This is a genomic window from Streptomyces sp. NPDC111744, from assembly GCF_055634995.1.
This window is the reverse complement of sequence record NZ_JBVKCG010000029.1, coordinates 36,107-49,266: the sequence shown is the minus strand read 5'-3', so window position 1 is coordinate 49,266 and position 13,160 is coordinate 36,107. Positions and strand designations below refer to the sequence as shown.

7 protein-coding genes are annotated in these 13,160 nt (G+C 69.7%); 3 read left to right on the top strand and 4 right to left on the bottom strand.

Annotated elements, in window-relative coordinates:
* Positions 1-100: 100 nt before the first annotated feature.
* Positions 101-967, top strand: a complete 867-nt coding sequence (locus tag ACZ7OO_RS38550; protein WP_471512128.1) for a LysR substrate-binding domain-containing protein — start codon at positions 101-103, stop codon at positions 965-967.
* On the opposite strand, the gene ACZ7OO_RS38545 is transcribed toward ACZ7OO_RS38550, so the two are convergent.
* A complete protein-coding gene (locus tag ACZ7OO_RS38545; RefSeq protein WP_471512127.1) occupies positions 964-1,953 on the bottom strand; it encodes an Lrp/AsnC family transcriptional regulator in 990 nt (329 codons plus the stop codon). The genes ACZ7OO_RS38550 and ACZ7OO_RS38545 overlap by 4 nt on opposite strands.
* Positions 1,954-2,050: 97 nt before the next feature.
* On the opposite strand from ACZ7OO_RS38545, the gene ACZ7OO_RS38540 reads away from it, so the two are divergent.
* A complete protein-coding gene (locus tag ACZ7OO_RS38540) occupies positions 2,051-3,550 on the top strand; it encodes an MFS transporter (protein WP_471512126.1) in 1,500 nt (499 codons plus the stop codon).
* Positions 3,551-3,797: 247 nt separating this feature from the next.
* The gene (locus tag ACZ7OO_RS38535; protein WP_471512125.1) at positions 3,798-5,624 is read left to right on the top strand and encodes an AMP-dependent synthetase/ligase; all 1,827 of its coding nucleotides are present in this window, start codon (positions 3,798-3,800) and stop codon (positions 5,622-5,624) included.
* A gap of 7 nt (positions 5,625-5,631) precedes the next feature.
* Here ACZ7OO_RS38535 and ACZ7OO_RS38530 read toward each other — a convergent pair whose 3' ends face one another.
* The 3 genes from ACZ7OO_RS38530 to ACZ7OO_RS38520 are packed head-to-tail and all read right to left on the bottom strand — an operon-like array spanning position 5,632 to position 13,148.
* Entirely contained in the window at positions 5,632-7,662 is a 2,031-nt protein-coding gene (locus tag ACZ7OO_RS38530) for a PQQ-dependent sugar dehydrogenase (protein WP_471512124.1), read from the bottom strand.
* 15 nt (positions 7,663-7,677) lie between these two features.
* Positions 7,678-9,927 (bottom strand): alpha-galactosidase, encoded by a 2,250-nt coding sequence (locus tag ACZ7OO_RS38525; protein WP_471512123.1) that lies wholly within the window; start codon positions 9,925-9,927, stop codon positions 7,678-7,680.
* A complete protein-coding gene (locus ACZ7OO_RS38520; protein WP_471512122.1) occupies positions 9,924-13,148 on the bottom strand; it encodes a glycosyl hydrolase family 28 protein in 3,225 nt (1,074 codons plus the stop codon). Before ACZ7OO_RS38520 ends, ACZ7OO_RS38525 begins: the two co-directional genes overlap by 4 nt.
* Between the last annotated feature and the right edge of the window lie 12 nt (positions 13,149-13,160).

Sequence of the window (13,160 nt, the reverse complement as noted above, 5' to 3'; positions counted from 1 at the left end):
GGTGGCCGGGAGGCCCCTCTCCATCGTCCTCCTCCGGCGGTTGATCGGGAATCCGGTATACCGCTCTGACTGCCATCGTGTTCCGCGATAACATGTTCGAGTGTACGACCCTTCCCAGCTGCGGACCTTCCTTGCGGTGGCCCAGACACTCAGCTTCACCCAGGCCGCCCGCCGCCTGGGACTGCGCCAGTCGACGGTCAGCCAGCATGTGCGGCGCCTGGAGGACGCGACCGGCCGCCAGCTGTTCTCCCGGGACACGCACTCGGTGGAACTGACCGACGACGGCGAGGCCATGCTCGGGTTCGCCCGCCGGATCCTGGAGGTGCACGAGCAGGCGGCGGCCTTCTTCACCGGGACCCGGGTGCGGGGCCGGCTACGCTTCGGCGCGTCGGAGGACTTCGTCCTCACCCGGCTGCCGGAGATCCTGGAGGGTTTCCGCTACGACCACCCCGAGGTCGACCTGGAACTGACGGTGGAGCTGTCCGGCACCCTGCACGAGCAGCTGGCCGCCGGGAAGCTGGACCTGGTGCTGGCCAAGCGGCGCGCGGAGGATCCGCTGGGGGAGCTGGTCTGGCACGACGACCTGGTGTGGATCGGTGCGGAACGGCTCCGTCTGGACCCCGACCGCCCGGTCCCGCTGATCGTCTATCCCCCGCCGGGCATCACCCGCGCCCTGGCCCTGGAGGCGCTGGAACGCCAGGGCCGCGAGTGGCGCATCGTCTGCACCAGCGGCAGCCTCAATGGTCTGGTCGCGGCGGCCCGGGCGGGCCTGGGCGTGATGGCCCACTCGAAGGGTCTGATCCCGCCGGGCCTGTTCCGCGTCCCGGACCGGGCGGGCCTCCCGGAGCTGGGCAGGATCGACTTCGTTCTCGTGCACGGCCACCGGCGCTCACCGGCACAGTCGGCGGCGGACGCGCTCGCGGCGGCGATCCTCAGGGGCGGCGAGCGCCTGCACCGCACCCGCTAGGCGCGCTGGTACGTCAGCTGCTTCACCCTCCGCAGAAACGGGGAGGCCTCCACGTGCTGCACCCCCTCCAGCCGCCCGAGGGGCCCGCTCAGGTAGGCGTAGAGACCGGCCGTGTTCCGCGTCACCGCGGTGACGACGATGTGCGAGGGCCCGGCGGTGGCCGCCGCGAACGCCACCTCGTCGTGCCCGGCCAGCGCCTCCCCGACGGAGTGCATCGCGGCCGGCGCAGTGGTGATCCACAGCACCGCGGCCGTGCCGTACCCGAAGACCTCGGACCGGTACTCGACGTCGATGTACACCGCCCCGGAGGCGATCAGCGCGGCCAGCCGGCGTTTCACCGCCGACTCGGACCGCCCGGTCGCCCGCTGCAGCTCCGGGTAGGTCGCCCGGCCGTCCCGTTCCAGCGCGGCGAGCAGCAAAGCGTCCTCCGGGTCGAGGCGCGCCGGTCCGGCGGCCTCCGTCACCGGCGGCCGCAGCGCGTCGACCTGGTCGTCCGTGAGGGCCCGGAACTTCCGCATCCACCCGTCCGGACCGCCGTAGAAGCGGTGCAGGAGCTGCTGGGCGCGGATCTCCACCACGCTCGGTGTGCGCGGCAGTTTGCCGAGCAGCAGGTCGTCGTGGTCGCCGGGGTGGCGCGGCCGGGTCATGCAGGCGATCTCGGTGCCGCCGGAGGCCAGCCCGATCCAGGCGGTGTCCGGGCGCCTGGCGAGGGCTTCGGCGATGACGGTGGCGCCGTCGGGCGCGCAGCGCAGCCGGAGCATCCACTGGTCCTGGCCGAGCCGTTCGGCGTCCCGGACCGCGACCACCCTGAGCCCGGCCTCGGTGCACAGCCGGCGGTAGCGGCGGGCGATCGTCTGGTCGGAGACGCCCAGCACCGCCGCGATCCGGCTGAAGGAGGCCCGGCCGTCGACCTCCAGCGCACTGAGCAACCGAAGGTCCAGCTCGTCGAACGTGTCGGATTCCAGCGCCAGCACAACCTCTCCCATCGGATTCCGCCGGTCATCCCCGCTGCACCGCTCCGATCGGCCGGAGTGGCCCCATCGTACGGAGTGACACAGTGCCGTTCTACCGAGGAGTGAAGAGATGCGCAGGTGGGGGCCGCTGACAGCGGTGTGTCTGGGAACGTTCATGTTGTTGCTCGATGTGACGATCGTGGTGGTGGCGCTGCCGGACATGGCGACGGCACTGCACGCGTCGCTGAGCGATCTGCAGTGGGTGGTGGACGGCTACGCCCTGGCGCTGGCCGCGCTGCTGCTGGGGGCGGGAGCGGCGGCCGACATCCTCGGCAGGCGCCGGGTGCATGTGGCCGGTGTCGTGCTGTTCGCCGCCGCGAGCCTGCTGTGCGGGCTGGCACCGGGACCGGGGACGCTGGTGGCGGCGCGTGCCGTGCAGGGGGTGGGAGCGGCCGCGATGTTCGCGACGACTCTGCCGCTGCTCGGCTCGGTCTACCAGGGGCGGCAGCGGTCGGCGGCGCTCGGGGTGTGGGGCGCGGTGAGCGGCGGGGCCGCGGCGGTCGGGCCGGTGGTCGGCGGACTGCTGACGGCGGGGCCCGGCTGGCGGTGGATCTTCCTGGTGAACCTGCCGGTCAGTGTGGTCGCGGTATGGCTGACCTTGCGGGTCGTACCGGAGTCGCGGGGGCCGCGCGGTATGCGGGTGGACTGGGCGGGTACGGTCGCGTTCGCGCTGTTCGCCGGTGGTGTGACCTATGGGGTCGTACGGGCCGGGGAGGACGGATGGACGGCGTCGGCGGCGCTCGGCGCGTTCGCCGCGGCGGCCCTGGGACTGCTGGTGTTCGTGCTGGTGGAACGGCGGGCGGCACATCCGCTCCTCGATCTGTCACTGCTGCGCGGACGGTCGTTCACCGGTGTGATGGTCGGGGCGTTCGCGTTCAGCGGCGTGGCTTTCGGGGCGCTGCCGTATGTGTCGATCTGGATGCAGACACTGCTCGGGATGACCCCGGTGCGGGGCGGGTTGACGCTGCTGCCGATGACGCTGGCGGCGATGGTGGTGGCGGTGCTGGTGGGGCGGCTGCTGCACGGGGCGCCGGCCCGGCTGACGGTCGGCGGCGGGCTGCTGCTGATCGGCGCGGGCGACCTCTGCCAGGCGGTGCTGGGCGCCGGCTCCTCCTGGACCGCGCTGATACCGGGGTTCGTGCTGGTGGGTGTCGGCACCGGGTTCGTGTCGCCGACGGTCGCGGGCGCCGCGCTGGCGGCGGTTCCGCCCCAGCGGGCCGGGATGGCGGGCGGTGCGGTGAACACGGTCCGGCAGCTGGGGTACGCGCTCGGGGTCGCCGTCTCCGGGACCGTGGTGACCTCCGGGATGTCCGGCACCCTGCCGCACGACGCGGCGCACACGCTGGCGGGCGGCGGCGCCGGGGCGCTGCGCGGCACCTTCGCCGAGCACACCCTGCGCACGGCCTTCGCCTCGGGCCTGAACGGCGCGCTGCTGGTGATGGGCGGTGCCTCGGTGCTGGCGGGTGCGCTGGTCCTGGTGCTGGTGCGGACCCCGCGCAGGGACCGCCCGGTGACGAAATCGGCGCCCGCGGCGCAGTCATCCAAGGACCCGGTTCTGCGCCGCGCCTGACCGGCGGGTAACCGGTCCGGGGCCGTAATCGGGTCGTACAGATTCGGTGGAGATTACGGAGCCGAAACCTACGGAACCGTAAGGATTCTGTCCGACCCTTCCCCATGTGAGCGTATTCTCCGGGTGCGGCGGCGACCATACGTGAGCAATGCTCGTTTTAGCACCCCCTCCCGAACGGTCTTCCGGTGGGGTAGCTTTCACGGCGCTGTGCGGAGCGTGACTGGGGAGCGAGAAGCGGGAGCGGGGTTTGCGCGAGTTCACCAACCCGCCGTTGGCGTCGGCACCGCCGGTCGGCGGCCTGGCCGACTGCGTGTTCGAGCATGCCCTGACGGACCCGCTGCACGTCGCCCTGGGCCGCAAGGACGACCTCGGCCAGTGGGGTGAGGTGACCTCGGCCGAGTTCCGCGACGAGGTCCTGGCCCTCGCCAAGGGCCTGCTGGCGCGCGGCATCCGGTTCGGCGACCGGGTCGCGATCATGTCCCGCACCCGCTACGAGTGGACCCTGTTCGACTTCGCGCTGTGGACGATCGGCGCCCAGGTGGTGCCGGTCTACCCCACGTCGTCGGCCGAGCAGTGCTTCTGGATGCTGTACGACGCCGAGTGCACGGCCGCGATCGTGGAGCACGAGGACCACGCGATGACGATCGCCACCGTCATCGACCGGCTGCCGCGGCTGCGCCAGCTGTGGCAGCTGGACTCGGGCGCGGTGCAGGAGCTGTACGACGCGGGCGCGCACCTGGACGACGAGGTCGTGCACCGGCACCGGCAGGCGGTCACCCCGGACTCCGTCGCCACGATCATCTACACCTCGGGCACCACCGGCCGCCCGAAGGGCTGTGTGCTCTCGCACGGCAACTTCATGTACGAGGCGGACACGGTCGTCGCCCGCTGGGAGTCGGTGTTCCGCGCGAAGAAGGGCGAGGAGGTCTCCACCCTGCTCTTCCTGCCGCTCGCGCATGTCTTCGGCCGCATGGTCGAGGTGGCCGCGATCCGGCACGGTGTCCGCTTCGGCCACCAGCCCCAGCTGCACGCGGCAGCGCTGCTGCCCGATCTGGCCGCGTTCCGGCCGACGTTCATCCTGGCCGTGCCGTACATCTTCGAGAAGGTGTTCAACGCGGCCCGGCGCAAGGCGGAGAAGGAGGGCAAGGGCGGCCCGTTCGAGAAGGCGGTCGAGGTCGCCGTGAAGTACGCGGACGCCGTCGAGGCGAAGGCGTGGGGCACCGGACCCGGCCCGTCGGCGTCGCTGCGCGTGCAGCACCAGCTCTTCGACAAGCTCGTCTACTCCAAGGTCCGGGCGGCGATGGGCGGCCGGATCCGCAACGCCATGTCCGGCGGCTCGGCCATGGACCGCAGACTCGGTCTGTTCTTCGCCGGCGCGGGTGTACACATCTACGAGGGCTACGGCCTGACCGAGTCGACGGCGGCCGCCACCGCCAACCCGCCCGAGCAGACCCGCTACGGCACGGTCGGCCAGGCCATCCCGGGCACCACCGTGCACATCGCGGACGACGGCGAGATCTGGCTCCACGGCGGCAACGTCTTCCAGGGCTATCTCAACAACCAGAAGGCCACCGACTCCACCCTGCACGACGGCTGGCTGGCCACCGGCGACCTCGGCTCACTCGACGAGGACGGCTATCTCACCATCACCGGCCGCAAGAAGGAGATCCTGGTCACCTCCGGCGGCAAGAGCGTCTCCCCCGGTGTCCTGGAGGAACGGGTCCGCGACCATCCGCTGGTCAACCAGTGCATCGTCGTCGGCAACGACCGTCCCTACATCGCCGCCCTGGTCACCCTCGACACGGAGTCCGTCGAGCACTGGCTGCAGATGCGCGGCAAGCCCCGGATGTCCGCGGCCGAGCTGGTGCGCGACGTCGACCTGGAGACCGAGGTACGGCGCGCGGTGGTGGCCGCCAACACCCTGGTCTCACAGGCCGAGTCGATCCGTACGTTCCGTATCCTCGCCCAGCCGTTCACCGAGGAACACGGTCTGCTGACCCCGTCGTTGAAGCTGAAGCGCAAGGCGATCGAGAACGCCTACGCCAACGAGGTCGAGGCCCTCTACCGGGCCTGACGGCCCGTCATTTGATGTCGATCCGGAAGAGCTTGTCGGATCCGTCGGGCTCGTTGCCGTTGTTGTCGCAGTTGGTGGTGGACAGCCACAGCTGGTCGGCGCCGGGCACCTTGGTGACGGTCCGCAGGCGCCCGTACGTGCCCACGTAGTACGCGGTGGGTGTGCCGACGCTCTCGCCGTTGCCGTTGATCGGGATGCGCCACAGCCGTTCGCCGCGCAGGGACGCCATGTAGACGACGTTGCGGACGATGGCGATACCGCTCGGCGACGCCTCCGAGACGTTCCAGGTGGCCTTGGGGTTGGTCATTCCCGAGACCGAGCAGGTGCCCTCGCAGGTCGGCCAGCCGTAGTCGGCGCCCGGCTTGACGAGGTTCAGCTCGTCCTTGGAACTGTTGCCGAACTCGGCCTCCCACAGGCGTCCGTTGCGGTCGAAGGCGAGGCCCTGCGGGTTGCGGTGGCCGAAGCTGTAGACGTAGTTCCCGAAGGGGTTGCCCGGGGCCGGCTTGCCGTCCGTCGTCATCCGCAGGATCTTGCCGTTCAGCGAGTTCTTGTCCTGGGCGAGATCCGGCGTCTGGGCCTCGCCGGTGGACACGTAGAGATAGCCGTCGGGGCCGAAGAGGAGCCGTCCGCCGTTGTGGTAGCGGTTCTTCTTTATGCCCTGGAGCAGCACCTTGTAGTCGCTGAGCTTGCTGCCGTCGTAGGTCATGCGCACGACCCGGTTGCCCTCGGCGGCGGTGTGCATGAAGTAGACGTAGTGGTCGGTCTCCCACTTGGGGTCGACGGCGACCCCGAGCAGGCCGCCCTCGCCGTTGGTGGTGGCGGCGTTCGGCACGGTCCCGACCTGGGTCCTGGTCCCGTCCTTGGTCACCTTCCAGACCCGGAAGTCGTCCCGTTCGGTGACCAGGGCGGTCTTGCCGTCGGGCATCCAGTAGGTGCCCCAGGGGATCGTCCAGCCCGTGGAGAGGGTGCCGATGGAGGAGGGCACCCCGCCGTCGGTGGCGCAGGCCCTGGTGGTGAAGGTGACGCTGTTGCTCGGCTCGGAGACATTGCCGGCCGCGTCCCGGGCGACGACGTCCAGGGTGTAGGGGCTGTCGCAGGCGAGGCCGGTGAGGGTGGTGGTCGTACCAGTGGTGACCGTCTTGTAGACCGTCGACCCGCTGCGGATGTCGTACGCGGTGACGGCCCGGTCGTCCGTGGAGGCGCCCCAGGTGAGGTCGACGGCGTTCGATGTGATGTCGGCCGCGGAAAGTGTGCCGGGCCTGGTCGGCGGGGTGGTGTCGGAGCTCGGCTTGGTGGTGCAGTCGACGACCGGACTGGCCGGCGAGGTGTTCCCGGCCGCGTCGCGGGCGATGACGGTGAGGTCGTAGGTGGTGTTCGGGGCGAGCCCGGTGAGGGTCTTCGAGGTCGAACTCCCGGGCCCCTCACCGATCTTGTTGCCGTGCTCGTAGAGGTCGTACGCCGTCACGCCCACGTTGTCGGTGGCCGCGCCCCAGCCGAGGGTGAGGCCGTCCTCGCCGATGTCGGAGCAGGACGGCTGGCCGGGACGGGTGGGGGCCTGGGTGTCGGCGGCCGTGTCGAGGCTCACCCGGTCCAGGTTGGGCCCGCCGTTGGCCGTGGTGGCGGTCGCGCGGATCTTGTTGGAGCCGGCCGTGACCGGGACGTCGACCGTCTTCGTCGCCCAGGTGTTCCAGTCGGCGGTGGCCGGGAAGGACACGCCCGAGGCGACGACCCTGCCGCCCACGGAGATGTCCATCGGCCGGTCGACGGCGGTGCCGTTGGCGAAGCGGAGGGTGAGCGCCGAAGTGCCCGCTGCGGTCGCGCTCACCGTGAACTCCACGTACGAGCCCTTGACGTTGGTGTAGTCGACGAAGCCGGTGCCCGTGTAGCCGGTGTGGTCGGTGGCGACGGTGCCCTGGGAGATCGTCGCGTTCTCGGCCTGGTAGTCGGTGGCCGCGAGGGCGGTGCCCTGGCTCAGCCCGGCCAGCGGCAGCGCGAGCGCAGCGGCCAGCCCGTAGGGCAGAACTCTCCTGAGGTTCATGGCGGTTGCTCCCTCTCAGCCCGTGTACTGGGCGAAGACCTTGAGGTAGTCGTACGGCCGCTGCGACACACCGCTGCAGGCATCGCCGTCGGTGCCGGATCCGCAGGCCCGGTCGCGGTTGACGGACCAGTAGGTGAGGCGGCCGATGTGGTGCTGCTGGGCGTAGCCGAGCATGGTCTTGAAGTCGGCGACGCGGACCCGTTCGCCGGAGTCGTCGGTGGTGCCGTTCATCGAGGACAGACCGATGTGGGCGTAGGCGGTGGTGTCGCTGTAGCCGTAGGCAGCCTTGACCCGGGCTTTGAGGCCTTCCATGGCCTGGGTGGTGAGCGTGCCCATGGTGGTCGCTCCGCCGCCGAAGTCGAACGGCATGATGCACCAGACGTCGTTCGCCAGGCCGGAGCCGGCGGCCCGCTTGATGATGTCGACGCCGGTGGAGTCGGGGCCGCTGGTGGTGGTGCCGAAGGTGATGACGGTCTTGAGGCCGGGGTTGTCGGCCTTCACCGTCTTCAGCGCGTCCACCACCCGCTGCCGTACGGTCGCGTTGGACCACTCGGTGTTCTCGATGTCGATGTCGAGGGCCTTCAACTTGTACGCGCTGACGACCTTTTGGTAGGCGCCGGCGAGCGCCGAGGCGCCGGAGCACTTCTCGCCGAGCTTGGCGCCGCTCCAGCCGCCGACCGAGACGACGACGTCGCCGCCTGCCGCCCGGATCGCGTCGATCTTCGCCTGGTCGTCGCCGCCTGTGAGCGGGCGGGAGCCGTCCCACTTGGGGTTGCAGGTGCCGTCGGAGAGGACGAAGGCGAGGGTGAACCACTTGACGCCGGTCGCCGACATCACCGAGGTGGGGTTCTGGGGGCTGCCCCAGCCGAGGTATTCGTAGGGGGCGACGGCGAAGCCCGGTGAAGCCGCCGCCCGCTTGGGGGAGTTGCCGGGCTGCACGCGGATCAGGCGGGTCTCGCCCGGGCGCAGGGTGGCGCTGTAGGAGCCGGCGATCACGCCCTTGTGGGAGCCGGACCACAGGTCGGTGACGTCCCCGGCCCCGGAGAAGCCGATCTCGGACCAGTCCACCGAGACCGTGGAGCTGCCGGAGGTGCCGGTGTTGAAGAGGGCGACGACATACTGGCCGTCGCTCTCCTTCTTGCTCCACACCTGCTTGACCCCGCTGTTCACGATCCGCTTCGCGGCGACCCCGTCCTGGTCGACGCCTATGAGCCGGTCGTTGGTGAGCATGGCCTTGTCGACGGTGTCGAGATGGGTGAGGTCGGTGCCGAGGAGGAGGGGAGCCGCGGCCATCGCCCACAGCGTGAAGTGGGAGCGCCGCTGGTCGGCGGTGAGGCCCACCTGGTCGCCGTTGCCGACTTCCAGGGAGTCCAGGTCGTTCCAGCCGCCGGGTCCCGCGTACTGCTGCCAGCTCGCGGCCGTGTTGAAGCGGGCGGAGACATGCGACCAGTCGGTGAGCGGATAGCCGCTGCCGTTGTCGCCGGGACCGCAGTAGCACTCGACATCGCCCTGGGTGCGCCAGCTGTTCGCGAGCTGCCGCCAGGTCGGGGCGTCGGCGATCGGGAGGTTGTTGGACAGCCCGAAGGTGATGGGCCGCCCGGTGGCACGCAGGGCCTGGGACCAGGCCTTCACATCCGGGATGTCCTGGCTGCCCACCCCGTCGATCTTCAGGTAGTCGACCCCCCAGGAGGCGAACTGGTTCGCCCAGGAGTTCACGAACTCCTGCGCGCCCGGCTTGGAGTAGTCGATGTAGTACATGTTCTTGCAGTTGTAGTTCTTCTCGGTCTTCGACGTGTCCGCGATGTCCTTCGCGTGGTACGACGTGCCCTCGATCGGGGTGTTCTTGGTGACGGCGTTCTTGGCGATGCCGGGGGTGACGTAGAAGCCGAACTTCAGGCCCTTGGAGTGGACGTAGTCGGCGAGCGCCTTGATGCCGCCGGGGAACTTGGCGGTGTCGACGGCCCAGCGGCCGTAGGAGTCGACGGTGAAGCCGTTCGAGTCGCACTTCTGCCAGAAGTCGTCGAGGTTGACGTGGACGAAGCCGTGGTCCTTCAGCCCGCTCGCGACCAGCGCGTCGGCCTGGGCCTTGATCTTGGCCTCGGTCGGCCCGCGGCGCACATAGCTCCAGCTGCTCCAGCCCATGGCGGGCCGGATCGCCTGGCCGTTGTCGGAGGCGGCGGCCGGGTGGGCGGTGCCCACGAGCGGTACCGCCGCGGCGACCAGCAGTGCGGCGACCGCCGCCGTCAGTGCTCTGATCCGGATCACGGGCGTCCTCCGTTCGCGGGCGTCGCGTAGGCCGTGCCGATCCAGGCCTCGTCGACGCGCAGCCGCTTGTAGCGCGTGGTGTCCGTGGAGGCGGCCCAGGTGGAGTCCACCTCCAGGCGGACATAGCGGGCGGTGGCGGCGGTCAGGTCGATGCCCTGGACACCGCGCCGGCTGGGCAGCTCCCCGGACCTGACGGCGCAGTTCGTGCCGTCGTTGCTGAGGAACACCTTGTACGCCTTGATACGCGCCGACTGCTCGGTGTCGGAGCGGGCGTAGGCGACCGAGTCCTCGCGCTGGTTGAGGCCGATGTACTGGACCTTCTTCGCCGAGCCGAGGTCGAAGGTCAGGTTCACGGGCAGCGTCTTGTCGCTGTCCCAGTAGGTGAGGTAGTCGCCGTCACCGGCGGCGGAGCCGGCGTGGCCGCTCGCCGACGCGCTCGCGGCGACCTCGACTCCGGAGAGGATGCCCTGGCGGCCGGCCGTGGTGACCTTGAAGACGGTGTCGTACGGGTCCCAGGAGCCGAGCCCGGTGAGGGTGAGCACGCCGCCCGACTGGGACCGGGAAACGGCCTTGCCCGTACGGAGGTTGGTGACGGAGGCGATGCGGTAGCCGTTGTCGCGGATCCGCAGGGTGCTGGTCGTCGGCGGGGTCAGGACATGGACGTACTGACGGTTCGGGTCGGTCTTGGAGATGGTGGTGACGCCGTGCGCCCCGTCGTTCCAGAAGCCGGGCTTGAGGCCGCCGTACATATAGCCACCACCCTCGGTGCCGTGCAGGGACTCCCAGACGGGGTCGAGATAGGAGTCGGCGAAGGTGTTGAAGGCGGCCTGGTTGGCCGGGAACCTGCCGTTGACCTGGGCGGTCTCGGCCATCAGGGCCTTCACCGAGGAGCCCGCGTTGGTGACCAGGCGGCCGATGGTGAGTTTCCGGTCGACGGTCGGGTCGGAGCCGTCGTACCACCACGCACCGGTCGAGGGGAGCTTGAAGTCGGCCTCGGTCAGGCGGGGTTGGGCCGTGTAGACCGCCTGCGGGTAGTCGTAGGCGGGGGTCATGCCGGTCTTCTGCTCGTTGCTGATCATGTCCATGATCGGCGTGTCTTCGTTGTTGTTGCTGAGCGTGTAGGCGGGGCGCTTCTGCTGGATCTGCGCGTAGAGGTTGTGGCTCTCCCAGTACGCGTTGTCGTTGTCGATCCAGAAGCCGCCGAGGTCGGGATAACGGTCCATGACCTCGAAGAAGTTGTCGTAGCTGAACTGGCCGAAGCCGTCACGGGTGGTGAGGTCGACGTCCTTGCCCTTGTAGGCGGAGTAGGCGGCCGAGTCGAGCCACTCGTGGCCGCCGTCGTCGTGCCACTGGGGGTCGTCGGTCATATAGAGGATGACCTTCATGCCCTTGGCCTTGGCGGCGGTGATCAGCTCGCCGAGGAAGTCCCGTTTGGTGGAGCAGGAGCCGGGGATCCTGGAGGGCCAGGGGCGGGCGTAGCCGAGGCGGCTGTGGAAGGTGGCGAGGACCAGGTACTGGGTGTGCAGCTTCTGGGCCTCCTTCACCCAGTAGTCGGGGGTCCAGCCGCCGCTCGTGACGTCGTTCTCCCATGCGGTGCAGCTGGTGTGGGCGGGGGCGGTGCGCAGGCCCCAGTGCAGGAAGAGGCCGCCTACGGAGTCGCGGAGGAAGTCCTGGCGGGGGTTCTCCAGGTCGAGCGGCTTCACGGCCGTACCGCAGTCCTGGCCGCCCGAGACGCGTAGGGCGCCGCCGGAGGTGTTGTGGCTGTCCGTCACACAGGCACCTGTGACGTCCTGGAGGCCGACGTCGTACGGGGAGTCGCTCCCCTTCTGCGCGGTGAACCGGGTGAAGTGGATGCCGCTCGCCGCGTTGGTGATGACCGCGGGGCGTCCGTCGTTCGCCGCGAACCTCACGGAGCTGTCGGTGAACCGGACGTCGTCGGTGTTGTGCAGATACCAGCCGTAGGCCGGCCGGGTGCCGATGGCCTTGGGGTTGTAGTCGTTCGGGTCGTTGCCCGGTACGCCGGTCGACATGGTGCCGTTGCCGCCGGGCACGGTGATGTTGACGTCGGTGAAGGTGATCCCGTGGATGCGGTGGCCGCTCTCTCCCCACAGGGTCGGGCTGAAGGAGGGGGTGTTGCCGGTGGCGGTGATGTTCTCGTACGTCACATCGCTGATCGAGCCGATGCCGGGGCTGTTGCCGCAGCGTTTGCGGGTGCCGATCTTCTCCATGATCGGGGAGTGCACGCCGGTCATGGTGATGTCCTTGTAGTGGACGTCGGAGATCTTCGCGCCGTCCATGGAGACCATGCCGAGGCCGGACTTGTCGGCACCTTCGATACGGATGTTCTCGAACTGGTAGTCGGAGAAGTCGCCGCAGGTCTCGGAGCCGAACATCAGGGCGTTGCAGCACTTGGCCGACAGGGAGGAATCGCTCACCCGCACATGGCCGTTGGGGAGCTTCGCGCCGAGGGCGTAGTCGCTCTTGAAGACGAGGGCGTCGTCGTTGGCCCTGATGTCGGCGTTGGTGACCGTGACGTTCGTGGTGGAGATGATGTTCCAGCCGTCGCGGTCGCTCGCGGTGTCGATGGTCAGGTGGTCGGAGGTCACGTTCGTGCAGCCGTTCACGAGGGCCGCGAAGTGGCCGCCCCGGCGCAGCGTGAGGCCGTCGCCGATCCGCAGCCCGTCGCATCGGGTCAGCGAGAGGATCTTGTCGGCCTCGCCGGACTTCGGATTGCCGGTGATCAGGTTTCCGGCGCCGTCGATGACGCCCTGGCCGACGAAGCCGATGTCGGTGAGCTTGTCGCCGTAGATCATCGCGTCGTGGAAGTGGCTGTGGCCGTAGTCCTGGTAGCCGTCGTTCGGGTTGGACTCGGCCTTGTCGTAGGTGTCGGCGCTGGAGCCCTGGAGGGTGGCGCCCTTGTCCAGCTGGAGCGTCACATGGCTCTTCATGTGGATGGTGTTCTTGGACTTGTAGGTGCCGGCGGTGAAGCGGACGGTGCCGCCGCCCGCCGAACTTGCCGCGTTGACGGCCTTGTCGATGGCCGGGGTGTCGTTGGTGGAGCCGTCGCCCTTGGCGCCGAAGTCACGGACGTCGTAGACGGCGGCGCTGGGCGCGGTGTGCGGGGACGCCAGGGCCGCGGGATGGGAGAGCCCGAGGACGACGGCGAGGACGAAGAGAACGATCGCGGCAGCACTGTGCCGCGCGACGGTGGGGGATTTCATGGTGACGGTTCC

Bases quoted from the DNA above. Each gene is read 5' to 3' on its own strand.
- ACZ7OO_RS38545 (WP_471512127.1), bottom strand. From the start codon at position 1,953: ATGGGAGAGGTTGTGCTGGCGCTGGAATCCGACACGTTCGACGAGCTG.
- ACZ7OO_RS38540 (WP_471512126.1), top strand. From the start codon at position 2,051: ATGCGCAGGTGGGGGCCGCTGACAGCGGTGTGTCTGGGAACGTTCATG.
- ACZ7OO_RS38530 (WP_471512124.1), bottom strand. From the start codon at position 7,662: ATGAACCTCAGGAGAGTTCTGCCCTACGGGCTGGCCGCTGCGCTCGCG.
- ACZ7OO_RS38520 (WP_471512122.1), bottom strand. From the start codon at position 13,148: ATGAAATCCCCCACCGTCGCGCGGCACAGTGCTGCCGCGATCGTTCTC.